Below are 24025 nucleotides of genomic sequence, written 5' to 3' on the forward strand. Positions count from 1 at the left end.
GATGCTCGACCGGCCCTCGCGGGGTGGTGCGGTTACTTCGTGCCGAAGACCTGGAGTTCGGTCATGTCGGTGTACTGGCAGCCGCCGAAGGCGCCGGCGGGGCAGTTCGTGGCGAAGTCGGGCACCTGCGGGCTGAGCATCCAGAACCGCACGTACTGGACCCCGGCGGTGTTGCCGGTCGGGGTGACCAGGTTGTACTTGCCCCGGTTCGCAGCGGTGAAGGTGCCCTCCGCCGCGGTCGCCCAGGTGGTGCCGTCCGCCGACGTCTCGATCCGGTACTGGCCGGTCGACGAGCTACCCGGGTCACCGCAGGTGTTCGACGGGTCGACGTTGAACGCGCTGATGTTCACCGTCGCCGGCAGCTTGATGTCGACGTGCTTCGGCACCATCACGTTGGTCGGGGTGGCGTTGTTGTCGCCGGTGGTGCTCCCCCAGCCGGTCCCCTGCGCGTTGTCGATCGCGCCGCCCGGCCCACAGCCGAAGTCGGTGTAGTCGGGACCGTTGAAGCCGGCCACCGAACCACCGCCGGACGCGGCGGCCCAGTTGCGGCGCGGCGCGAAGTCGGCCTTGGCGCCGGCGCTGACGGTCACCTTCTGCACGATCAGCTCGTAGCCCGGAGCGGACACGACGACCTTCGGATAGGTCCCCGGCGCGACACCGGTGATGCTGAACTGGCCGTTCGCGTCGGTGGCGTCGGCATAGTCACCCGCGTACCCGGAGGCGTGACCGCCGACGTAGACCAGCGCGCCGGCCACCGGAGCGCCGGTGTCCTTGTCGGTCACGGTCCCGGTCAGGGTCGTGGTCGCACCCTTCGGCGGCTTGTGGAAGTCCTCCGCCGGGAACGCGTCGCCGCCGTCGACGACACCGGCGTACCAGCCCATGCCGCGGTTGGCGAACACGGTCCAGATGATGTCGGCGTTCTTGCCGCCGCTGGCGACCAGGTCGGCCTGCACGATCGCGTTGCGCATGTCCAGCATGGTCGGGTCGTTCGGCGACAGTTCCATCGCCCGGGTGATCAGGCTCAGCGCGTAGCCGCGGCCGAACCGCTCCCGCAGGTCCCACAGGGTCTGCGCCCAGACCTCACCGGACGCGTGCACCTGGGGCGCGCCGCCGATGGTCGGGAAGTCGCCGTAGGTGTAGCCGCCCTGCGAGCCGTCGGCACCGACACAGGTCGGCGCCTTGGCCTTGACCCGGCAGTCGATGGCCTGGGTCCGGAACAGCAGGCCGTGGCTGACGTACTTGCCTTCCTGGACCTCGCCCGGCGCCACGGTGTCCTTCTCCAGACCGTGCGCGACCAGGTAGTCCATCGCGTAGAAGTCGCTCCACGCCTCGCCCATCGCGCCGGCCTGGATGCTGTTCAGCGTCGAGTTGCCGGTGGCGTCGACGACCAGGCGGTTGGACAGGCCGTGGCCGTACTCGTGGTACAGGATGCTCGCGTCGTTCGACGAACTGCTCGGCACGTAGCCGTCCTGCTCGTCGCTCGCACCCGGTGCGTGGAACAGGTACATCTGCATGGTCGGCGGGGTGCCGTCCGGCGGGGTGGACATGTTCGCGTTGTTGACGTGGTTGGCGTCGGGACCGCCGTTGGCGCCGGTGGCCGCGCCGTCCAGCGCGTGCAGCAGCACCGGGTCACCGCCCGCCGCGTCGAACGAGCCGGCCGCCGGGGTGAAGCTGATCGGCGGCTTGGCCAGCCAGTCGTGGAAGTTGCTGGCCAGGTAGAAGCCGTTGGTGACGTCCTGGTTCAGGTTCGTCCGCCAGGAGTCCGGCTTGGCCGGGTCCCAGGTGCAGATGAACGACGCCGAGCAGAACGACGAGGCGTTCGGGAACGACACCAGCTTGTACTCCGCCGTGGTCCGGGTGCCCGGCACCTTGACCGTCTCACCGGCGTTCGGCTGGTTGTCGTCGTTGACGTCCGCCCAGGCGGCGACCGACGTACCCTCGAGCAGGGTCTTGGCGTTCTTCGGCAGCCACTTGTTGTAGATCAGGTTCTCGACCCGTTGCGTACCGCCCTTGGCGGCACCCGGGTAGTTGTCCTGGACCAGAGCGTCGCCGTTGCCGTCGCTGGACAGGTTCCGGCGGTACAGCAGGCCGCCGGTCTGGGCGTCGATCACGTGCGTGTAGATCTTGGTGCCGCCGGCGTTGACGTAGGTCATCCAGCCCTTGCGCAGCCCGTCGGCGGTGTGGAACCACACCTGCTTGGCGGTGTCGCCGTTCTTCCACTTGGTGATGCCGCCGGTCGTGGTCGCGGTCGCGGACTTCGCCGTACCGCCGATGTCCTCGGTCGCGGCGGCGCGAGCCTCCGCCGCGGACAGCTTCGGCGCGGCCGACTTGGCCTGGGCCTGCGCGCCGAGGCCGGCCACCGGAGCGCCCATGACCGAGATCAGCTGGCCGTTCTTGGTGACGTTGGCCTTCAGGCCGTTGCCGAACACCTCGACGCCGTCGACCACCTGGGACCAGAAGATGTGGTGGGTGCCGAGATCGTCGACGTAGTCCTTGCGCAGCTTCAGCGTGGCCAGGTCGCCGTCGGAGAGCTTGAAGATCTCGGGGTGCGCCTTCACGTAGTTCAGGGCGATGTCCTGGGCCTTCTTGGCGCTCTTGCCGGTGAGGAAGCCGTCGAGCCTGGTCACCTGGGCCGGAGTGCCGGTGTTCGGGTCCACCTCGACGACGCCCTGGGCGCCGAGCGAGTCGCGGAACTTCGCCGACGCGGCGGTCTCCTTGCCGGCCACCTTCGCGGCGCGGGCGTACGTGGCCCTGGCGCTGGGCGTGCGGGCGTCGTAGTAGCCCTTCTGTTCCTTGCCCTCGACCTTCTCGGCCTGGGCCGCCTTGCCCTGGTCCGGGCCGGCGGTCTGCGCGGCCGTGGCGCCGCCGGCGGCGGTCACGACCAGCACAGTGGCGGCCGAGACGGCGGTGGCTGCCAGGAGCCCCCGCCCTCTGCGTGATGTGGTCACAGCAAAACGCTCCATGGAGTTGTGTGCGCGGATCGCCCTCCACGACCCGTCCGGGGGTGACCTTAGGCCGGACCGAGGCCCCGGGGAAGGGAATGACGTGGAGACGAGGGTTGTCCTTCGTGTCCGGAAGAGTACTAGCAGCGACGTCCCGACTGTTGCATGCGGCTACGAAGTGGCTGCGGTGAGTGTCGGGCAACCTCAGAACGGGCCGCTCGTGCCCTTGACACGGTTTCGGCGGCCGGGCCTATGCTGGCGAGAAATCGATTTCCCGCCAGCTCGGAGGTCTCCGATGGACCAGCCCCTGCTCAGCCGCCGCGCCATCCTCAAAGCCATCGGCCTGCAGGCAGCCGGTGGTACGGCGCTCGCCGCCACGCTGGCCGGATGCGGAGGGGGCGACGACTCCGGCGGCGGGTCGTCGACCAAGGAGCTGTCGTTCGTCTACATGGGCACGGCCGAACAGCAGGCCACCTGGAACAAGCTGTTCGCCAAGTTCGGTGAGCAGCACCCGGAGATCAAGCTCAAGGCCGAGGGCATCCCGCTGTCGAACTGGGGCGACTTCTTCAACAAGCTGTCCACCCGGCTGGCCGGCGGCCAGGTGCCGGACGTGATCCAGGTGGCCACCGAGGGCCAGCGGCTGTTCGCGTCCAAGGGCCTGCTCGCACCGCTCGACGACTACATCGCCAAGGACAAGGCGACGATCGACGAGTACTACGCCGACATGGACCCGAACCTGATCGAGTGGAACAAGAAGTACAGCTCCACCGACGGCAAGACCTACTACCTGCCGGGCGAGTTCAACACCATGTGCATGTGGTACTCGAAGGAGTTGTTCGCGAAGGCCGGCGTACCGGAGCCGACCGCGCAGTGGACCTGGGACGACTTCCGCACCGCCTGTGAGCAGATCAAGGCCAAGACCGGCGCGTTCGGGTACGTCGCCGACTCGGCGTACTTCGCGGCGATCATGCCGTGGCTGCTCACCAACGGGACGAGCAGCTTCAGCGACGACTGGTCGAAGCCGACGTTCGACGACCCGGCGGTGATCGAGGCGGCCGAGTTCAACCGTGCCCTGGTCGCGGACAAGTTGTCGCCGCCGCCCGGAGGGACCTTCGACGCGTTCACGGCGGCCGCACAGGGCAAGCTGGCCATGTTCGGCGGCGGCCGGTGGCCGATCATCAGCATCCGCAACCTGAAGGCGACGGCGAAGATGGGCATCGTGCCCTGGCCGACGAAGGTGAAGCAGGGTTCGCCGGTCGGCTGGAACGGCTACCCGATCATGAAGGCGTCGAAGAAGAAGGACGAGGCCTGGACCTTCATCAAGTTCCTGATCTCGAAGGAGGGTTCGTCGTTCTTCGCCCAGCTCGGCGGCACCATCGTCCCGGCCCGCAAGTCGATCGCGAACAGCCCGTCGTTCCTGACCGACGCGCCGAAGGGAACGGAGTACCTGTACCAGGCGCTGAGCTACGCGACGCCGATCCCGTCGCCGGACAAGGGCGCCGCCGTACAGAAGGCGGTCGAGGACGGCTGGAAGCAGGTGCTGACCGGCAACGCGTCGCCGGCCGACGCGCTCGGCAAGGCCCAGACCGCGCTCGAGGGGCTGGTCTGACTTGGCGACCGCCGTTGCGCAACGCGCCCGTGTCCAGCAGGCGGCGGCCGGCCAACGGCGGGACTGGCTTCCGGGCTACCTGTTCATCAGTCCCGCCGTCCTGCTGTTCCTCGTCTTCGTCGCCCTCCCGCTGATCGCCGCGTTCGGGCTGAGCCTGTTCCACTGGGACCTGCTCAGTACGCCGGAGTTCGCCGGGCTGGAGAACTTCCGGCAACTGGTGAGCGACGGGGCGACGATCCGGGCGGTGATCAACACCTTCGTGTTCGCGCTCGCCTCGGTGGTGACGCACATCGGCTTCGGCATGCTGCTCGCGCTCGGCGTCCACCGGACCATGACCCGCGGAACGAAGTACTTCGTGCGGACCGCCTTCTTCTTTCCCTTCCTGATCTCCTGGGCTGCGGTCGCGCTGATCTGGAAGTACGTCCTGGATCCGGCCTTCGGTCTGGTCAACTACTACCTGCCCTTGACGACCAACTGGCTGGCCTCGCCGACCTGGGCGTTGCCGACGCTGATCGTGGTCGACTGGTGGCACACCATCGGCTACACCTTCATCATCCTGCTGGCCGGGCTGCAGACGGTGCCGGCTCAGCTGCACGAGGCGGCCCGGGTGGACGGCGCGAACGCGTGGTGGCGGTTCTGGAGCGTCACGCTGCCGGTGATGTCGCCGACGATCTTCTTCGCCACGGTGATCACGTTCATCGGCGCGTTCCAGATCTTCGACCCGATGGTGATCATGACCCAGGGCGGTCCGGACGGCGCGACCCGCAGCATCGTGATGTACACCTACGAGAAGGGCTTCCAGTCGTTCGAGGTCGGGTACGCCGCCGCACTCTCGCTGGTGTTGTTCGTGGTGATCATGCTCGTCACCGGTCTGCAGTTCCGGCTGAGCCGACGGTGGGTGCACCAGTGAAGGGCAAGGTGATCGACCTCGTCCTCGTCCTCGGCGGGCTGCTGATGATCGCGCCGCTGGTCTGGCTGATCGTGACCGCACTGTCCGCGCCGATCGACGCGTTCCAATTGCCGCCGCGGTGGATCCCGCGGCCGCCGACGCTGGAGAACTTCCAGCAGGTCCCGGACCTGATCCCGTTCGCGCAGATGGCGTGGAACAGCTTGCAGATCGCGGTCATCACCACGGCCGGATCCCTGCTGACCAGCGCACTCGCGGCGTACGCGTTCTCGCGGCTGCGCTTCCCGGGCCGCGACCAGATCTTCTCGGTGTTGCTGGCGGCCCTCGTCGTACCGGTGCAACTGACGGTGGTCCCGATCTTCATCCTGATGCGGTGGCTGAACCTGGTCGACACCACGGTGGCGATCTGGTTGCCGGCACTGGTGAACGTGTTCGGGATCTTCTTCCTGCGGCAGTACATCGCGTCGATCCCGCGGGAACTGGACGAGGCCGCGATCATGGACGGCGCCGGCCACTTCTGGATCCTGTTCCGGGTGATCCTGCCGCTGGCCCGGCCGGGGCTGACCGCGCTCGGGATCTTCGTCTTCGAAGCGTCCTGGAACAACTTCTTCTGGCCGTACATCTTCCTGTCGTCACCGGAGAAGATGACCCTGCCGGTCGGCCTCGTGTCGTTGCAGGGGGCCATGGGTGGCGGACCGGCGGTGGTGCTGTTCGCGGCGATCACGCTGGTGGTGCTGCCGATTCTCGTGCTGTTCCTGATCTTCCAGCGCTCCTTCATCGCCTCGATCGCATCCACCGGACTCCGCGCATGACCGATTATCTGCCCGCGGCTCTGCGTGCGTTGTGGTACGAGCTTCCGCTGCTTGCCGCGGGCGGAGTCCTGGTCTGTACGGCGTCCGGCCTGGTCGTGCTGTTGATGCCTGGAGTGTCGCCGGGCAGCGTCGTACTCGGCGCATTGCTCGTCGGCCCGGTGTGGGCGGCCGTGGTGGCTACGACGGACTCAGTGGTGCGGGACGGTCGAGGCGGTGTACTGCTGTTACTGCGGCACCTCAAGCAACACGTTCTCGCCGGTGTGGAGGTCGCCGTAGTACCTGGCCTGATCGTCGCCCTCGCTCTGCTCAACTGGCAGCTCTACTCCGGACCGGTGTTCGCGATCCCGGTGGCGGTCAGCGGTTCTGCGTCCGTTCTGGTCCTTCTCGCCTCCTGCTACGCGTTCAGCCTCCGCGTGACCGCCGGACTCCGCGGCAAGACGCTCTGGCTGACCGCACTCCACTTGGTCGCTCGTGCGCCTTGGGTCCCGCTCGGCGTACTGGCGCTGGCCTTTGTCGCTGTGGTGCTCGGCACCTCGATCACCGCATCCTTGCTTCTGCTCGCCCCCGGCCCGGTGGCCCTGTTCGCCGCCGCCGGTACATGGACGGAGAATCATGCACTACACCGGTGACAACCTTCGACACTTCGCACTGCCGTTGGGAGGTCTGGGAACCGGCACCGTCGCGTTGGCCGGGAACGGCGCGTTGCGACAGTGGCAACTGCACAACATCGGCAACCACGACGCCCACGTACCGGACAGCTTCTTCGCGCTTCGACTGTCGCAGATCGAGCCGCCGCTGGACGAGATCCGTTTGCTTCAAGGGCCTCTGCGGGAGCCGACGAACACGCCACTGGTCACGGACGACGTCGTACCGGCTGGTGAGCGGCGGCTCCACGAGGTACTGCGTCCTGTCGGCGAGGCGACTGTGTCGACGACGTATCCGAGTGCGCGGGTCGACTACGAGACTGACCTGCCGTTGGACATCAGCATGGAGGTGTTCAACCCGCTGGTTCCTGCTGATGCGGCTGCCAGCTCTCTCCCGGTCGCAGCGTTCACGTTCACGCTGCACAACACCGGAGATTTCGCGCTGCACGGTTTGCTCGCCGGCACGTTGCAGAACTCGGTGGGCTGGGACGGAGTGACGCCGATCGAGGGTGTCTCATGCCCGCTGTACGGCGGCAACACGAACCGAGTGCGGCGCACCGCAGAGTGGACATCGCTCATCATGGAGAACGCCGCTCTCGCATTGGATCACCCGGGCGCGGGGCAACTGGTGCTCTCCACCGAGAGCGCTGATGCCTTGCCGTATCCGCAGTGGTCGACGCCGGAGCAGTTCGTCACCTTCCTGGCCGGACGCCCGACGCGCCGGCCGTTCCCGGCGGACGGTCCCAGCGCACCCGGAACGACGTGGAACGGCGGCATCGCCGTGCCGTTCCAGCTGGAGCCGGGCGAGTCCATGCGGCTGCGGTTCCTGATCGCGTGGCACTTCCCGAACCGATATGTCGACTTTCAGCAGTTCGGCCCGCGGCGCGACTACGGGCACAGCCGCTTCTGGCTCGGCAACGCGTACACCCGCCGTACGCCTGACGCCGTCGCTGTCACCGAGTCGTTCATCGCCGACTGGCCCGAACTGGAAGCACAGACCACGGCCTGGGCACAGGCGTTCGAGTCGAGCAGTCTGCCCGGTGAGGCCGGCTCCCGGCTGGCTGCACTCGTTGCCGACGTACGGAGCCCCACCGTCTTCCAGACCGCCGACGACACCGTGTTCGGCTTCGAAGGCGTGCTCGGCGCATCCACCGGGATGTGGGCCGGTCGGTACGGCGGCTCCTGCCCGCTCAACTGCACTCACGTCTGGAACTACGAGCAGACCCTGTCACGCCTCTTCCCAGCACTCGAGCGCAACATGCGGGACACGGAGTACGACGTGATGCAGGCCCCCGAGGGGTACATCCCGCACCGGGTGATCGCACCGACGTACCACCGCCAACTGTGGGACGTGATGATCGGCGGCCCGGAGGAGCCCGCCCTCGACGGCATGCTCGGCAACGTACTCAAGACCTACCGGGAAGTCCGGCAAGGCGCAGGACTCGAGTGGCTCGGTCAACGCTGGCCGAACGTCGAGCGACTGCTCACGCACATCCGCACCAAGTGGGACCCGGCCGGGACGGGCGTACTGCGGGGCATCCAGCCCAGCACGCACGACATCGACCTGTGCGGTGTCAACACCTTCATGGGGACGCTGTGGCTGGCCGCGCTGCGCGCCGCCGAAGAGATGGCGCAGCTACTGGGTGAAGACGGCAAGGACTACCGCGTCCTCTTCGAAGTCGGTAGCAAGGCGTACGACGAACTCCTGTTCACCGGCGAGTACTACAGGCAAGTACTGTCGCCGGAAGAGAAGACCGACTTCCAATGGGGTGACGGCTGCCTGGCGGACCAGCTGGTCGGACAGTGGTGGGCGCACCAACTGGACCTCGGCTACATACTGCCCGCCGAGCATGTGAAGACGGCTCTGCGCAACGTGGTGCGGCACAACCTTCGCAAGGGCTTCGAGGGCTTCGACCATCCATACCGGGTCTTCGCCGACGGCAACGACACCGGCCTTCTCATGTGCACCTGGCCGCACGGCGGCCGACCGGAAGTCCCCACCCGGTACTGCGACGAGGTGTGGACCGGCTCCGAGTACCAGGTCGCCGCCCACTGCCTTTACGAAGGACTGGTCGACGAGGGCTTCCAGATCCTCCAGGGCCTCTGGGACCGGTACGACGGCAGCCGGCGCAACCCGTTCAACCCGATCGAGTGCGGCGACCACTACATCCGCAACGCGGCCGGCTGGACCGTCCTCGAAGCTCTTGCAGGCTTCCGGTACGACGCCCTGTCCGGCACCCTCACGTTCGCCCCACTGGACGTGGCCCGCTCGGACGACGACTGGCAACTCCCGTTCGTCGCCGGCACCGGCTGGGGCGTGGCCACCAGCACGAAGGACTCCATCACCCTCACCTGCGAGGCCGGCCACCTCGACCTCAAGGCGCTCCACCTCGACGGCACCGCCGTACCCGTGGACGAGACCGTCGTCGTGCCCGGAAAACCCCTGGTGATCGCCAGAAGCTGACCTGGCAGAAAGAAAGGAGTGCCGGCCGTCCGGCAACGCCACCGGACGGTCGGCACTCGTCGGTCACGCGGGTGCAGGGGTGGTCTGGGGCGCACCCGCGCGAGCTCAGAGGAGTCCCAGTTCCGCGGACTCCTGGTCGGTGAAGAGACGGGAGCGGATCAGGAAGCGGACGCCTTCGGGGGCCTCCACCGAGAAGCCGCTACCGCGGCCCTTCACCACGTCGACGGTGAGCCGGGTGTGCTTCCAGTACTCGTACTGGTTCGCGGACATCCAGAACGCGATCGGCCGGTCCAGGCCGTCGACGACCAGATCACCGAGATGCACGTCCGCCGACCCCGTCTTGAACTCACCGTCCGGGTAGCACATCGGCGAACTGCCGTCACAGCACCCACCGGACTGGTGGAACATCAGCGGACCGTGCATCGCGGTGAGACGGCGCAGCAGTTCCGCCGCCGCGTCCGTCAACCCGACCTTCTCGACCATGGTCAGAAGAAGCCGAGCTTGTTCGGGCTGTAGCTGACCAGCAGGTTCTTGGTCTGCTGGTAGTGGTCGAGCATCATCTTGTGGTTCTCCCGGCCGATGCCGGAGCTCTTGTACCCGCCGAACGCCGCGTGCGCGGGGTAGGCGTGGTAGCAGTTCGTCCAGACCCGCCCGGCCTGGATCTCCCGGCCGGCCCGGTAGGCGGTGTTGATGTCCCGGGACCAGACCCCGGCGCCGAGCCCGTACAAGGTGTCGTTGGCGATCTTCATCGCGTCGGCGTAGTCGTCGAACTTCGTCACCGCGACGACCGGGCCGAAGATCTCCTCCTGGAAGATCCGCATCTTGTTGTCACCCTCGAAGATGGTCGGCTGGATGTAGTACCCGCCGGCCAGGTCGCCGTCGAGCTCGGCCCGGGCGCCGCCGGTGACCACCTTGGCGCCTTCCTCCTTGCCGATCTCGATGTAGGCGAGGATCTTCTCGAACTGGTCGTTGCTCGCCTGCGCACCCATCATCGTGTCGGTGTCGAGCGGGTTGCCCTGCTTGATCGCCTGCGTCCGCGCGGTCGCGTCGGCCAGGAACGCGTCGTAGATGTCGGACTGGATCAGCGCCCGGGACGGGCAGGTGCACACCTCGCCCTGGTTCAGCGCGAACAGCGTGAAACCCTCCAGCGCTTTGTCGTAGAACTCGTCGCGGCTGGACGCGACGTCGGAGAAGAAGATGTTCGGGCTCTTCCCGCCGAGCTCGAGCGTGACCGGGATGATGTTCTCCGAGGCGTACTGCATGATCAGCCGCCCGGTCGTGGTCTCACCGGTGAACGCGACCTTGGCCACTCTGTTGCTAGAGGCAAGCGGTTTGCCGGCCTCGACGCCGAACCCGTTGACCACGTTGACCACGCCCGGCGGCAGCAGGTCGTGGATCAGTTCCAGCAGCACGTGGATCGACGCCGGCGTCTGCTCGGCCGGCTTGAGCACGACGGCGTTGCCGGCGGCCAGCGCGGGCGCCAGTTTCCAGGTGGCCATCAGGATCGGGAAGTTCCACGGGATGATCTGCCCGACCACGCCGAGCGGCTCGTGGAAGTGGTACGCGATGGTGTCGTCGTCGATGACCGAGACCGACCCTTCCTGGGCCCGCAGCGCACCGGCGAAGTACCGGAAGTGGTCGATCGCCAGCGGCAGGTCGGCGGCCAGTGTCTCCCGGACCGCCTTGCCGTTGTCCCAGGTCTCGGCGACCGCGAGCGCCTCGAGGTTGGCCTCGATCCGGTCGGCGATCTTGTTCAGGATGTTCGCCCGCTCGGCCGGTGACGTGCGCCCCCAGCCCGGCGCGGCACCGTGGGCGGCGTCGAGGGCCAGCTCGACGTCGTCCGCCGTACCGCGGGCGATCTCGGTGAAGACCTCACCGGTGACCGGCGTCGGATTCTCGAAGTATCCGCCCTTGACCGGGGGCACCCATTCGCCGCCGATGTAGTGCTCGTACCGCGTTTTGTACGCGACCGGGCTGCCATCGCGCCCGGGAGCTGCGAAGATCGTCATAGGTTCTCCTTCGGAAACCAGACCGTGGACCCGACCGTAGGCGGCGTGACGTTGCAGCGACGTTGCAACACGGAGTGAGGCTGGATGGACGCACCGGAGCAGGCCCGCCGGTTGAGCGAGCTGTACGACGAGGTGCTCGGCGGTGGCCGGGTACCCGCCGAACAACGCCCGCTGGTCGCCGAGTCCTGGCAGCGCTCACTCGCCGCCTCGGTCGATCCCGAGCTGGACGCGCCACCGGTGATCGTCGAGTCCGAGGTGGTCGAGGGCCTGCGGGAGAACCATCCGCTCCGCGCGGTCCTGCCGGTGCTGCGACAGACACTGACCTCGATCGCGGACGAGGCCTCGCACATCATGATCATCACCGACGCCCAGGGACTGATCCTCTGGCGCGAGGGCGCGGCCGACGTCCGGCGTCAGGCCGACCGGATCGCCCTGTCCGAGGGCGCGGTGTGGTCGGAGGACCAGATCGGCACCAACGGCATGGGTACGGCGCTCGCGGTGGGCCGGCCCGTGCAGATCCACTCGGCCGAACACCTCGTCCGCCGCATCCACGAATGGACCTGCGCGGCGGCACCGGTGCACGATCCCGACACCGGCAAGCTGATCGGGGCCGTCGACGTGTCGGGCCCGCTGCGCACGGTGCATCCGGCGATGGTCGCGCTCGTCACGGCCGCCGCGCAGTTGGCCGAGGGGCAACTGCGGGTCCGGATGGCCGCGGCCGACGAACTCCTCCGCGCTCGCAACATGCGGCACCTGATCGCACTCGGCGACGAGCCCGGCGCCCTGCTCACCCCGACCGGCCGCGTGCTCGCCGTCCAACCGCTCGAATGGTTGCCCGATCGCCTCGACGTTCCCGACGGCGCGTCCCGGATCGATCTCGGCGACGGCCGCGAAGGTGTCGTCGAGCAGCTCGACGAGGGCTACCTGCTGCGCATCCCCGGTGCGCCGATCCGCCGGTCCCGGCCGTCGTTGCGACTCAGACTTCTCGGCGCCGGCCAGCCGATCGCGGTCGTCGGCGGCCGTGAGATCGCGTTGACCCTGCGACGGGCCGAAGTACTCGCACTGTTGCTGCTTCATCCGGCCGGGCTCACCGCCGAGCAACTGATGCTCCAGTTGTACGGCGACGAAGGCAACCCGACCACCGTCCGGGCGGAGATGCACCGGCTGCGGAACCTGCTCGGTGGTGGGGTCCTCGACACCAAGCCGTACCGGATCATCGCCGACGTCTCCGGCGACGTCACCGACGTACAGGCGGCTCTGCGCGACGGCGACCTGACCACAGCGGTGGAGCTGTACAACGGCCCGTTGCTGGCCCGTTCCGACGCCCCGGCGCTCCGGGCCGAGCGCGACGAACTCGACGCGACGCTGCGCCGCGCGGTCCTCGACACCGGCGACGCCGACCTGCTGTGGCAGTTCGCCCAGACGTCGACCGGCGCCGAGGACCTGGAGATCTTCGAGACGCTGCACGCGGTGCTCCCGCCGTCGGACCACCGGCTGCCGGCAGTCGCCGCCCGGCTGCACCGTCTCTCCGTCTGACCTACTCGCGACCGACGAGGATCCACAGATAGTCCCGGTTCTTGACCGGGAAGGTTGCGGTCTTGTTGCTGATCTCCTTGGTCTTCTTGCAGTCGCTGGTGGTGTACCGCCAGCGGACCACCTGGACCCGCCACGACTGCTTCAACTGGTGCAGCCGGCGGATCTTCCCGGCCGGGACCTCGGCGGTGTACGACCAGGTCTGCGAGACCGAGTGCGACTTGCCGACGGACTTGGAGTACTTGTTCTGGATCTCCGCGATCACCAGCGGGATGCTCACCCCGAGGTCGCCGGACCAGGACGAGTTCGACTCCGAGGTCGCCGTCTTCTGATAGGTGATCCGGCCGGGGCCTTCGAGCCACTCGCTGTAGAGGTTGGTCCCGACGTACACCTCTTTACCGCCCCGCGTGTACCAGTAGACCGCTTTCGTGTCGCACTTCCTCGCGACCGTGCTGTCCGGGCCGGCCGGCACGGCGGACGCCGTACCTGCTCCCTGCACCATCAACCCGCTCGCCAGCACCGCACCCGCGACCGCTGCCCGCTGAAGACGCATCGCATTCTCCCGTGAAATCATTTCCATCACTGCGTTCGCAGTGGTAGGAAACTTACGGAGCACCCCGTTCCGGCAGCAACGAGTTCCGTGTAACGGTGTGTGTCGGTTGACTCTCGACCACATCTCGGGCGTGATGATGGCCGCATCGACATGACTGACGAGTAACCAACCAATAACATCGCTGGTATGCAGATCCTCGCCATCGTCGTCTCGCTCGCGATCGCCGCCGTCGGTATCGCGTTGTTCGGCAAGACGATCGGACACATGGTGTCCGTCATCAAACTCGGCCAGCCGGTCCGAGGCCGCACCGACAACCCGGGGCAGCGCACGATCACGCTGGTCAAGGAGACGCTCGGCCACACCCGGATGCTGCAGTGGAGCCACATCGGCGTCCTGCACTGGTTCGTCGCCGTCGGCTTCATCGGACTGTTCCTGAGCCTGGTGACGGCGTTCGGGCAGCTGTTCGACGCCCACTTCGCGCTGCCGATCGTCGGCCACTGGATCGTGTTCGAGTGGGTCACCGAGATCCTCACCTGGACCGGCCTGCTCGGCATCGCCGCGCTGATCGTGATCAGGTTGCGGCACCTGCCCAGCGGTTCCGAGGGTCGCTACAGCCGGTTCTTCGGCTCGCGCGCCTGGCAGGCGTACTACGTCGAGTACACGATCCTCGGCGTAATGCTCTGCATCCTCGCCCTGCGGACCCTCGAGTACGGGCTGGCCTCGCATCTCGGCGAGGCGTCGCGGTGGCACTTCCCGCTGACCTGGTTCCTGGGTGAGGCCGTCACCGACTGGCCCGAGTCGCGGCTGGAGAACGGCATCTACCTGGTCGCGATGATCAAGATCCTGATCTCGTTCGCCTGGATGATCACGATCTCGCTGAACGCGACCATGGGTGTCGCCTGGCACCGGTTCACCGCCTGGCCGAACATCTGGTTCAAGCGCAAGCCTGCTACCAGTGATGGCGGCGGTCTGTCACTAGGCGCGCTGCAGCCGATCATGGTCAAGGGCGAGCCGATCGACTTCGAGAACATCGACGAACTCGACGAGGACGCGGCCTTCGGCGTCGGCAAGGTCGAGGACTTCACCTGGAAGGGCCTGCTCGACTTCACCACCTGCACCGAGTGCGGCCGCTGCCAGTCCCAGTGCCCGGCCTGGAACACCGAGAAGCCGTTGTCGCCGAAGCTCGTCGTGATGAACCTGCGCGAGCACGCGTACAACAAGGCGCCGTACCTGCTCGCCTCCTCCGACGAAGACCGCAAGTCGTTGCCCGAGCTCGTGCTCGCCGAGCAGGACAAGCCGCTGGTCGGCTCGCCGGACGTCGCGGTGATCGACGAGGACGCGTTGTGGGCGTGCACGTCGTGCGGTGCGTGCGTGCAGCAGTGCCCGGTCGACATCGAGCACGTCGACGCGATCATGGACATGCGCCGCTACCAGGTGCTGATCGAGTCTTCGTTCCCGTCGGAGCTGAACGGGTTGTTCAAGGGGCTGGAGAACAAGGGCAACCCGTGGAACATGAACCCGTCCGGCCGGATGGACTGGGCCAAGGACCTGCCGTTCGAGGTCAAACAGATCGGGGGTGCCGCCCCTGATGATACAGCGTCGCTGGACGAGGTCGAGTACCTCTTCTGGGTCGGCTGCGCCGGCGCGTTCGAGGACCGGGCGAAGAAGACCACGCAGGCCGTCGCCGAGCTGCTCAACATCGCCGGCGTCAGCTTCGCCGTACTCGGTGACGGCGAGACCTGCACCGGTGACCCGGCCCGGCGGTCCGGTAACGAGTTCGTCTTCCAGCAGCTGGCGATGCAGAACGCGGAGGTCTTCAAGGAGACCGGCGCGAAGAAGGTCGTCTCCACCTGCGCGCACTGCTTCAACACGCTGAAGAACGAGTACTCGCAGCTCGGTGTCGAGCTCGACGTCATCCACCACACCCAGCTGCTGAACCGGCTGGTCCGCGAGGGCAAGCTGACCCCGGTCGCACCGGCGGACAGCTCGCTGAACGGCCAGAAGATCACCTACCACGACCCGTGCTACCTGGGCCGGCACAACCAGGTGTACGACGCCCCGCGCGAGCTGCTCGAGATCATCCCGGGTGCGGAGTACGCCGAGATGCCGCGGAACCGGACCAAGTCGTTCTGCTGCGGCGCCGGCGGTGCGCGGATGTGGATGGAGGAGAAGATCGGCACCCGCATCAACGTGAACCGGACCACCGAGGCGGTCGAGACCGGCGCCGACCGGATCGCCACCGGGTGCCCGTTCTGCCGGGTGATGCTGTCCGACGGACTGACCGCGAAGCAGGCCGATGGTTCGGCCCGCGAGTCCGTCGAGGTCGCCGACGTCGCCCAACTCCTGCTCGCCTCCGTCAAACGCGGCGAAAGTTAGCTGCAACTACCTGCAATCTGTGGAAAACCTCTTCCTCTCCGCGTGATGTGGCGCGCTGACCCGGCAGAAGTCCTGGCGGATCAGCGGCACGGTGACATCCGGCGGCAGCACCGTGCTGACCATCGACGGTATCCAGACCGCCGATCCGGTCGCGATGTCGCTCACGATGACCGGCACGCCGTTCAACGGCAAAACGGCGAAGATGGTCCTGATCGGAGGCACCGGCTTCGCCTCGATTCCCGGCGCGACACCGGCCGGAAAGTACATCAAGTTCGAAGCCGGTGAGTCCGCCGAGCTCGACGAGCTGCTCGAGGGTGGCGACCCGACGAAGATCTTCAAGTCGTTCAACGGGGCGCTGAAGAGCGTGAAGTTCGTCGGCACGGAGGCCGTCCGCCGCCAGAAGCTGGACCGGTACGAAGTGACCGTGGACACCGCGAAGGCCCTGGCCGCACAGGGCAAGAAGGTTCCGGCGGGTGTGCCGAAGACGCTGACGTACTGGCTGTGGCTGGACAAGGCCAACCTGGTGCGCAAGCTGGAGTTCAACCTCTCCGGCATGTCGGTGGTGATGACGATGTCCGACTACAACAAGCCGGTCAGCATCACCGCGCCGCCGGCAAGCAAGATCGTCAGCTGAGGCTCCCAGTTGACGATGTCCGACTTCGGCAAACCGGTCACGATCAAGGCGCCGCCGGCGGCCAGGTCGTCAGGGGCTGAGGCCGGAATCGGTCAGATCACGGCGCTTTGTGAGAACTTCTCGTAACGTGACGTTAGACAGGTGGCAACTTACCTGTCGCGGAAGTGATCACCTCGACTGATCGAGTGGGCTGGTGCCGATGAGCGTGCGTGTGGGTAGTACTCGACGAAGCTTCCTGACTGTGACCGGAGCGGCGGCCGCGCTGGCGCTGACCGGCAACCTGCCCGAGGTGGGGCAGGCGCTGGCGGGCGCGACCGGCGGTCCCGACCGACGCAACCCGTTCACTCTCGGCGTCGCGTCCGGCGACCCACTGCCGGACGCGGTGGTGATCTGGACCCGGCTCGCCCCGGAACCACTGGCGCCGTTCGGCGGGATGGACCGCCACCCGGTCGAGGTCCAGTGGCAGGTCGCCGAGGACGAACAGTTCCGCCGGGTCGTTCGCCACGGCACGACCCAGGCCCGGCCGGAGTCGAGTCACTCGGTGCACGTCGACGTACGAGGACTGCGCCCGTGGCGGCACTACTGGTACCGCTTCCGCGTGAACGGCATGCTCAGCCCGGTCGGCCGGACCCGGACCGCGCCGCCGGCGGACGCCGTGATTCCCGAGATGTCGCTGGCCTTCGCGTCCTGCCAGGCCTGGTGGGAGGGCTGGTACACGGCGTACGCCGACATGGCAAAGCGGGACCACGACCTGGTGTTCTTCCTCGGCGACTACATCTACGAGTTCGGCATCGACCGCGGGATCCGGCCGCACTCGAACGAGCCCTGGATGACCCAGCAGACCGTCACGCTCGACGAGTACCGCGTGCGCTACGCGTCGTACAAGATGGACCCCGATCTCCAGGCCGCCCACGCGTCCGCGCCCTGGGTGGTCACGCTGGACGACCACGAGGTGGTCGACAACTGGGCCGACGAGGCGCATCCGAGCGCGCCGCCCGCGCAGTTCCTGGTACGGCGAGCCAACGCCTTCCGCGCGTACTGGGAACACATGCCGCTGCGGCTCACGCAGCTGCCGACGGGCCCGGACATGCAGCTCTACCGGCGGATCCGGTACGGGCAGCTGGCCGAGTTCAGCGTGCTCGACACCCGGCAGTACCGCTCGGACCAGGCCTACGGCGACGGCTCCAAGCCGCCCGGCCCGGAGACCAAGAACCCGGCCCGCACGATCACCGGTGACGCCCAGGAGAAGTGGCTGCTCGACGGGTGGTCCGCGACCCGCTCGCGCTGGAACGTGCTCGCCCACCAGACCGCGATCGCCCGGCTCGACGTCAAGGACGGCCCGGAGGTGCTGGTCCCGATGGACACCTGGGACGGGTACGAGGCGTCCCGCGACCGCATCCTCGGCGGTGCCGTGCAGCGCAACGTCCGCAACCTGGTGTCGATCGCCGGCGACCTGCACCGCAGCGTCGCCTCGGACCTGAAGCTCGACTTCACCAACCCGGACTCGCCGACCGTCGGCACCGAGTTCGTCGGTACGTCGATCTCGTCCGGGATCGACGGGATGGACCTCGACCCCGGCGGCGCGACCCTGCTCAGGGAGAACCCGCACATCAAGTTCGGCAACTTCCAGCGCGGGTACGTCAGCTGCAGCATCACGCCGCAGCGCTGGATCTCCGACTACCGCGTGGTCGACAAGGTCAGCGTCCCGAACGGCACCGTCAGCACCCGCGCCAAGCTCCTCGTCGAGGACGGGCGCCCGGGAATCCAGTTCGTCTGAGGAGACTTCGATGACCCTTCGTTGGCAGTCGGCCGTCGCCCTCGGCACCGCGGTGGCCGCGACCGTGATCGCGTTGCCTGAGGCAACCAGTAGCCGGCCGGGGACCGACGTACAGATCGCGGTCCAGCCGCAGCAGCTCAGCGTCGTCGGCCTGCCGTGCTTCCCGGGCAACCTGACGCTCACCATGACCAACACCGGCACCGAGGACCGGTACGCCGACCTGACGCTGGACCCGAGTGGTCCGCTGCAGCTGTCGCGGGAACTGTTCTCGTCCTGGCTGCCGGCCGTCGATCCCGACCAGCCGGTGTCCGCGCCGGTCGAGGTCCGCGTACCGCGCGACACCGAGCCGGGCGAGTACTCGATCGATCTCGAGGTCGACAAGTCCAAGCTGACCGTTCCGGTGACGGTCAATCCCCTGCCGTCAAAGGGCCCGGGCAGCAACGTCGCCCTGGGCGAGCAGGCCTCGGCCTCGTCGACGCATGGCAACTTCGCGGTCTGCGGCGGGGTCGACGGGGACAAGGACTCCGAGCACTGGGACACCCTGACCGGCTGGAACGACGGGACCCGCGCGGCCTTCCCGGACCACTACGACGTCGCCCTGGCCGAGCCGACCACGGTCGGCCGGGTCGAGCTCTACACGCTCGACTCGGCCAGGTACCCGGCCGCGACCAACGGCCTGCGGGACTGGGACGTCCAGGTCCGCAGCGGCACCGGCGCCTGGCAGACCGTGGCACAGGTCCGCGGCAACACGGCCGGCCACGTCACCTCGACCTTCGCTCCGGTCCAGGCGGACGCCGTACGCATCCTCTGCCTGTCCGGCAACGGCAACACCTACTCCCGCATCGTCGAACTCGAGGTCTACAGCAGCTGACCATGTCCTGATCTGAGGGAAGCCTGTCGGAACGGACATGGTGGGTCGAGCCCTCCGTGACAACGATGGGGTCATGACCACATCAGCTCTCCACCCCTCCACCGGCTTCCGGGCATCCGCCGAACTGACCGCCGGCCTCCAGCAGTTTCTCGCCGACCTGATCGCCCTGCACCTCCAAGGCAAACAGGCCCATTGGAACGTCGTCGGCCGCAACTTCCGTGACCTGCATCTGCAACTCGACGAGATCGTGGACGCGGCCCGCCAGGCCGCCGACACCATCGCCGAGCGGATGCGCGCGCTCGGTGCGACACCCGACGGACGCGCGCCGACGATCGTCGCGTCGGCCTCGCTGCCGGAGTTCCCGGCCGGCGAGCAGGACGTGGCGGCCGTCGTCGACCTGGTCACGGCGGGACTGCACGCGGCCGCCGGTACCGCACGCGCCATCCACGATCGCGTCGACGCGGAGGACCCGAGCACGAGCGACCTGCTGCACGCGATCATCGTCGAGCTGGAAAAGCAGGCCTGGATGCTCGGCGCGGAGAACCGGGTCGTCTGAGGTCAGTGCAGATAGGAGGCGCCGTTGAAGTCGAGGACGGCGCCGCTTGACCAGCCGGCCGGAGGGGAGGCGAGCCAGACGATGGCCTCGGCCACCTCCTCGGCGGTCGCGGCGCGGTTGAACGGGCTCTGCGCCCGGATCGCGTCACCACCCGGACCGTTCAGGAAGGTCTCGGTCATGTCGGTGGCGATGAAACCGGGCGCGATTGACGTCACCGTGATGTCATGTGGCGCCAGCGATACCGCCAGGGATTGGCCGAGTGCGTGCAGTCCGGCTTTCGAGGCGCCGTACGCGGGGACCTCGGGTTCGCCACGGTAGGCACCGCGTGACCCCACGTTGACGATCGCACCCCGCCGTACCCCTTCGGACGGCTCTTTGTCGAGCATGTGCCGCGCCACGCACCAGGTGACGTGCGCGGCCCCTTCCAGGTTGACGGCGAGCGTACGGCGCCACGCCGAGACCCATTCGTCGTACGACGTCTCCGCGAGCGGATGACCGATCCGCCGTGAGCCCGCGACCGGCTCGTCGACGAACAATGCCGCGTTGTTCACCAGCACATCGATCCGGCCGAGGATCGCGGCCGATTCCTCAACCAGGACAGGAATTGCGGCCGGATCACCGAGATCGGCGGCGACCACCCCATGCCCTTCGCCGGGCAATTCGGAGCCGACCTGCTCGGCCCGGTCGACCGCGCCGCGGCAATGCAGCACGACCCGGTCACCGGCCCGGGCGAACGCCCGCGCGACCGCCGCTCCGACACCCCTGGACGCACCTGTGACGAGAACACCTCTGGACACCGCATCTCCTTGTCGCCGATTGCCTCACATTCTGCCGTGGCGGCGAAATGACATCAGACCGGGTTGACAGTGACGTCACTGTGACGTCATAGTTGCAGTCATGGAACTTGACCACTATCTCGAGTCGGTACGGCGCAGCGTCGAGAACGCCACCGCCCTGGCCGATGACCAAACTCGCTCCGTGGCACAGCGCCTCGGAGCCACGCTGGATGACGCGGGCCGGCTGGCCCTCATCTCAGCCCTGTCCGACGCCGCCGGGGAGATCAGCCGCGAGCTGTCTCCCGGTTCGGTCGAGCTCCGGATGGCCGGCGGCCGTCCCGAGTTCGTGGTCACGCCGGCCCCGAGCCAGCTGACCAGCCACGACGACGTGGACGAGGAGATCGACGACGACGAGACCGGCGACGAGGCCGCCGAGGCGCTCACGCCGGAGGCCGACGAGCCGACCGCGCGGTTCACGCTGCGGCTGCCGCTGTCGGTGAAGAACAAGGTGGACGAGGCGGCCGCGGCCGAGGGGATCTCGGCGAACGCGTGGCTGATGCGCACCGTGATGACCGAGCTGAGCGACCGCGGCCGGGGCCGTGGACCACGCCCGCCCCGCCCGCCGCGGCCACCGCGCGGCGGCTTCTTCGGACCCGAGGGACCGCTCGGCCCCGACGGACCGCTCGGACCCAACGGCGTCTTCGGCCCGGACGGTGTGTTCGGCCCGGACGGACCGTTCGGCGAGGACAGCATGTGGGGACCCGATCGCGGCCGGCGGGGCCGGGACCGCGACCGTGGCGGGCGGACCCGTGACCGCGACCGCGACCGCGGCCGCCGTGGACCTGGCCAGCGGTTGACGGGGTGGGTCCAGTGAGCGGATTCCACAGCCAGTTGGTCGAGGACGCGAGCCTGATCGACCGGGTCCGGATCGAGATCGGCTCCGGCCGGGTCGAGATCGTCCCGAACGACGGCACCGAGACGGCGGTCTCCCTCGAGGTCGACAGCGGCAGCGAGGAGGACGTCGTCTTCAAGGTGCACGACGGTGAACTGATCGTCGAAGGCCCCCGCAACGTCCGCCACGGTCCGGACATCCGGGTGCGGGTCGCCACGCCGGCGACCCTGGACGCCCGGATCAAGACCGGGTCCGGCGACATCAGTTCGCGGATGCCGCTCGGCACGGCACGGTTGTCCACCGGTTCCGGCGACGTACGGATCGAGCGGGTCGAGGGCGACCTGGCGATCACCACCGGCAGCGGCGACGTCCGCGTAGAGCGCGCCGCCGGCGCCGTCCGGGCAGGCACCGGCTCCGGCTCGATCGACATCGACGAGGCCGCGGACGCGCTCGGACTGACCACCGGTTCCGGTGACGTCCGGGTCGGCGACGCGGCCGGCCCGACGACCGTCAAGGTCGGCTCCGGCGACATCACCATCGAGCGCATCCGTGACCACTCGATCGCCACCTCCGGCTCCGGCGATGTCACGGTCGAGATCGCCGATGGACCGAGTGTCCAGGCCGAGACGGCCCGCGGTGACGTCCAGATCGGAGTACCCGACGGCGTCCCGACGTACCTGGACCTGAAGACCGTCACCGGGCGGATCCGGTGCGACCTGGAGCCCGGCGAGAAGCCGGCCGAGGGCGAGCGCGCGCTGATGCTGCGGGCCCGCACGGTCTCCGGCGACATCAGCGTCGTCAAGGTCTGATCCGCACCACCTGATCCACCCACCCAGGAGGTCCCGCCGGTCCTGGCCCGGCGGGACCTGGGCGAAGCATTGCCGACATCAGCACGGGGCCAACGTGAGGGGAGCCCGAACGATGATCACCGAACACCAAGAGATCGCACGCCACCGCGTCGCCGAACACCTACGAGCCGCCGAAGCCCGAGCCCAACGCCACCATCAGCGCGAAGCAGCCAAGCATCACCAGCGACAGACGTCGGCGCAGTCCAACCGCGTCAGCCGCCCCCGCCACCAACTAGCCACCGCCCTCCGCCGCCTCGCCGACCGCCTCGAACCCCAACCCAAACACTCCAGCCCCCGCCTCTCAGTCGTCCGATGACCCCATGGGCATCTGCACCTTGCTGCAACATTTGGGACTGATGCCGGTGAGGCGGCGGGGTCACTGTTAGCGTTCGACGCGATCAGTTCGGCTGGGGGGAACAAGAATGAAGCTGCGTCCGACGACGGTCAGGGCAGTCGCCACCGCCACGGCCCTGGTGGTGCTCGGGGGTTGCACCGGGAGTCACGCAGACAAGCCCGACGCCGGAACGGCTGCGGTCAGTACGACGCCTTCCGTCTTCGACCCACCAAAGGTGTTCGTCCCTACGTCTGCCGTCGGCGTCGAGCGGAACCTCAAGGACAACAGAGACACCATTTCCGCGGGCATGGCCGGACAGACGGCGCTCACCGCCGGCGTCACCGGGATCACCGGCCGGAACATCGCCGGCGAGGGCAAATCCTGGACCGTCCCGGCCGCGGCTGCGGGAATCACCACCTCGGCCGTGACCACCCCGATGGCGGTCCGGCTGGACGGCAAGGACGTCGTCGCCGTCGCCTACGTGCAGACCGGCCGGGTGCTGTTCCAATGGCTCGATCCGGCCGAGGGAACGAAGCTCGCCGAGGTGGCCGCGGACCTCACCGCAGTCCTCGGCCCGGGCGGGCGCGGCAACCGGGTGCTGCACCAGGCGTACGACGCCGCCCACCGGGCAGATCGCGATCGGCGTTTCACCCGGCTCCGACGCGACCGAGGCGAAGGCCGGCGACTTCACCGTGTACGCCGACCCGAAGACCAGGAAGTCGTCCGTGATCCCGTTCGTCGTCCCCGGCGGCGTACTGAACGGCGTCGTCGCCGGCATCAGGAAGCGGAAGGCGAACCCGGCGATTGTGCTGGCCCACGGCGCCACTGCCAAGATCACGAAGCAGATTCCGACCCGACTCGAGATCCTGTGGCCGGCAGGCAGCGGCACCAGGCAGGCTGTCTTCGACGGCGTCGACATCGTCGAATCGCCGATCCGCGCCTACCGCACCACGTTGTTCTCGGTCGACCTCGTCTCGGGTTCGATCGAGCGGATCATTTCGCGGATGCCCGGCATGAGCGATTTCACCTGCTTCGGCGACCAGGCCGATCTGATCGTCTGTAACGGATCACAGGATCTGAGAAGCGTCGAGATCCTGGGCATCGCCGACAAGACCGGCAAGAAGCTCTGGGGCTACACCGAGAGACAGCGCGTCGCGCCCCGGGTCACCGCAGCCTTCCACGGTGTCGTCTATGCGCAGTCCGGGGGACAGCCTGTGCTGCTGGAGGCGGCCTCCGGTAGGGCCATCCCGGCCGCCACGCGGAGTCCGTCAGGCGCTACCCCAGCGGGCGATGCGTTGTCCCTCTACGACAACCAGATGCAGTCGCCGACCGCCGTGACGCCGTACGGCGCGATCTACCTGCAGGATGCCACCGGCGCCGCCAGCCTCGACTTCGAGAAGGTCCTGGTCACCCTCACCCCGACTGGTTGACCACCCGTCCCGGCACCCGTCTGCAACTTGTGGCAAGGGCTGTGGATAACGGCCGTAG

At 68.0% G+C, this 24025-nt stretch carries 20 protein-coding genes; 14 read left to right on the top strand and 6 right to left on the bottom strand.

The window, feature by feature from the left end:
• Positions 1 to 32: 32 nt before the first annotated feature.
• The gene (locus tag ACYVOK_RS05070; protein ID WP_460661047.1) at positions 33 to 2948 is read right to left on the bottom strand and encodes a M36 family metallopeptidase; all 2916 of its coding nucleotides are present in this window, start codon (positions 2946 to 2948) and stop codon (positions 33 to 35) included.
• A gap of 289 nt (positions 2949 to 3237) precedes the next feature.
• Between ACYVOK_RS05070 and ACYVOK_RS05075 the strand changes: the two genes are divergently transcribed.
• From ACYVOK_RS05075 to ACYVOK_RS05095, 5 genes are read left to right on the top strand one after another with little or no spacing between them, the layout of a single operon-like run.
• A complete protein-coding gene (locus ACYVOK_RS05075) occupies positions 3238 to 4551 on the top strand; it encodes an ABC transporter substrate-binding protein (RefSeq protein WP_460661048.1) in 1314 nt (437 codons plus the stop codon).
• A 1-nt stretch (position 4552) separates the two neighbouring features.
• Positions 4553 to 5461: a carbohydrate ABC transporter permease gene (locus tag ACYVOK_RS05080; protein WP_460661049.1), complete on the top strand. Its 909-nt coding sequence runs from the start codon at positions 4553 to 4555 to the stop codon at positions 5459 to 5461.
• Positions 5446 to 6270: a carbohydrate ABC transporter permease gene (locus ACYVOK_RS05085; RefSeq protein ID WP_460661050.1), complete on the top strand. Its 825-nt coding sequence runs from the start codon at positions 5446 to 5448 to the stop codon at positions 6268 to 6270. The genes ACYVOK_RS05080 and ACYVOK_RS05085 overlap by 16 nt, the downstream gene beginning before the upstream one ends.
• Entirely contained in the window at positions 6267 to 6899 is a 633-nt protein-coding gene (locus ACYVOK_RS05090) for a hypothetical protein (protein ID WP_460661051.1), read from the top strand. Before ACYVOK_RS05085 ends, ACYVOK_RS05090 begins: the two co-directional genes overlap by 4 nt.
• On the top strand, positions 6883 to 9378 hold the full coding sequence (locus ACYVOK_RS05095; protein WP_460661052.1) for a GH116 family glycosyl-hydrolase: 2496 nt from the start codon (positions 6883 to 6885) through the stop codon (positions 9376 to 9378). The genes ACYVOK_RS05090 and ACYVOK_RS05095 overlap by 17 nt, the downstream gene beginning before the upstream one ends.
• Before the next feature lie 105 nt (positions 9379 to 9483).
• Here the strand turns inward: ACYVOK_RS05095 and ACYVOK_RS05100 are convergent, their stop codons facing one another.
• Together ACYVOK_RS05100 and adh are read right to left on the bottom strand one after the other, a co-directional pair.
• A complete protein-coding gene (locus ACYVOK_RS05100; protein ID WP_460661053.1) occupies positions 9484 to 9861 on the bottom strand; it encodes a DUF779 domain-containing protein in 378 nt (125 codons plus the stop codon).
• Positions 9862 to 9863: 2 nt separating this feature from the next.
• Positions 9864 to 11387 (bottom strand): aldehyde dehydrogenase, encoded by a 1524-nt coding sequence (adh, locus tag ACYVOK_RS05105; RefSeq protein WP_460661054.1) that lies wholly within the window; start codon positions 11385 to 11387, stop codon positions 9864 to 9866.
• An 84-nt stretch (positions 11388 to 11471) separates the two neighbouring features.
• On the opposite strand from adh, the gene ACYVOK_RS05110 reads away from it, so the two are divergent.
• Complete coding sequence (locus ACYVOK_RS05110; protein ID WP_460661055.1) at positions 11472 to 12923, top strand: GAF domain-containing protein; 1452 nt, start codon at positions 11472 to 11474, stop codon at positions 12921 to 12923.
• A 1-nt stretch (position 12924) separates the two neighbouring features.
• Here ACYVOK_RS05110 and ACYVOK_RS05115 read toward each other — a convergent pair whose 3' ends face one another.
• Positions 12925 to 13473, bottom strand: coding sequence for a hypothetical protein (locus tag ACYVOK_RS05115; protein WP_460661056.1), 549 nt, complete (start codon positions 13471 to 13473; stop codon positions 12925 to 12927).
• Between the two features lie 186 nt (positions 13474 to 13659).
• Here ACYVOK_RS05115 and ACYVOK_RS05120 point away from each other — a divergent pair, with 186 nt between their 5' ends.
• From ACYVOK_RS05120 to ACYVOK_RS05140, 5 genes are all read left to right on the top strand, one after another.
• A complete protein-coding gene (locus tag ACYVOK_RS05120; RefSeq protein WP_460661057.1) occupies positions 13660 to 15849 on the top strand; it encodes a (Fe-S)-binding protein in 2190 nt (729 codons plus the stop codon).
• Positions 15850 to 15940: 91 nt separating this feature from the next.
• A complete protein-coding gene (locus tag ACYVOK_RS05125) occupies positions 15941 to 16483 on the top strand; it encodes a hypothetical protein (RefSeq protein ID WP_460661058.1) in 543 nt (180 codons plus the stop codon).
• Between the two features lie 241 nt (positions 16484 to 16724).
• The gene (locus ACYVOK_RS05130; RefSeq protein ID WP_460661059.1) at positions 16725 to 18260 is read left to right on the top strand and encodes an alkaline phosphatase D family protein; all 1536 of its coding nucleotides are present in this window, start codon (positions 16725 to 16727) and stop codon (positions 18258 to 18260) included.
• 10 nt (positions 18261 to 18270) lie between these two features.
• Positions 18271 to 19131: a COG1470 family protein gene (locus tag ACYVOK_RS05135; protein ID WP_460661060.1), complete on the top strand. Its 861-nt coding sequence runs from the start codon at positions 18271 to 18273 to the stop codon at positions 19129 to 19131.
• Between the two features lie 37 nt (positions 19132 to 19168).
• Positions 19169 to 19687 (top strand): Dps family protein, encoded by a 519-nt coding sequence (locus tag ACYVOK_RS05140; protein ID WP_460661061.1) that lies wholly within the window; start codon positions 19169 to 19171, stop codon positions 19685 to 19687.
• A gap of 2 nt (positions 19688 to 19689) precedes the next feature.
• Here the strand turns inward: ACYVOK_RS05140 and ACYVOK_RS05145 are convergent, their stop codons facing one another.
• Positions 19690 to 20484 carry an SDR family NAD(P)-dependent oxidoreductase gene (locus ACYVOK_RS05145; protein ID WP_460661062.1) on the bottom strand — a complete coding sequence of 265 codons (795 nt, stop codon included), beginning with the start codon at positions 20482 to 20484 and terminating at the stop codon, positions 19690 to 19692.
• Between the two features lie 100 nt (positions 20485 to 20584).
• Here ACYVOK_RS05145 and ACYVOK_RS05150 point away from each other — a divergent pair, with 100 nt between their 5' ends.
• Positions 20585 to 21337, top strand: coding sequence for a type II toxin-antitoxin system HicB family antitoxin (locus ACYVOK_RS05150; protein WP_460661063.1), 753 nt, complete (start codon positions 20585 to 20587; stop codon positions 21335 to 21337).
• Positions 21334 to 22164, top strand: coding sequence for a DUF4097 family beta strand repeat-containing protein (locus ACYVOK_RS05155; RefSeq protein WP_460661064.1), 831 nt, complete (start codon positions 21334 to 21336; stop codon positions 22162 to 22164). The genes ACYVOK_RS05150 and ACYVOK_RS05155 overlap by 4 nt, the downstream gene beginning before the upstream one ends.
• 437 nt (positions 22165 to 22601) lie before the next feature.
• Here the strand turns inward: ACYVOK_RS05155 and ACYVOK_RS05160 are convergent, their stop codons facing one another.
• Positions 22602 to 23375, bottom strand: a complete 774-nt coding sequence (locus tag ACYVOK_RS05160; RefSeq protein ID WP_460661065.1) for a hypothetical protein — start codon at positions 23373 to 23375, stop codon at positions 22602 to 22604.
• Between ACYVOK_RS05160 and ACYVOK_RS05165 the strand changes: the two genes are divergently transcribed.
• Positions 23344 to 23967, top strand: coding sequence for a hypothetical protein (locus ACYVOK_RS05165; RefSeq protein WP_460661066.1), 624 nt, complete (start codon positions 23344 to 23346; stop codon positions 23965 to 23967). The genes ACYVOK_RS05160 and ACYVOK_RS05165 overlap by 32 nt on opposite strands.
• Positions 23968 to 24025: the final 58 nt, after the last annotated feature.

The sequence above is a fragment of the Kribbella swartbergensis genome, assembly GCF_054784135.1.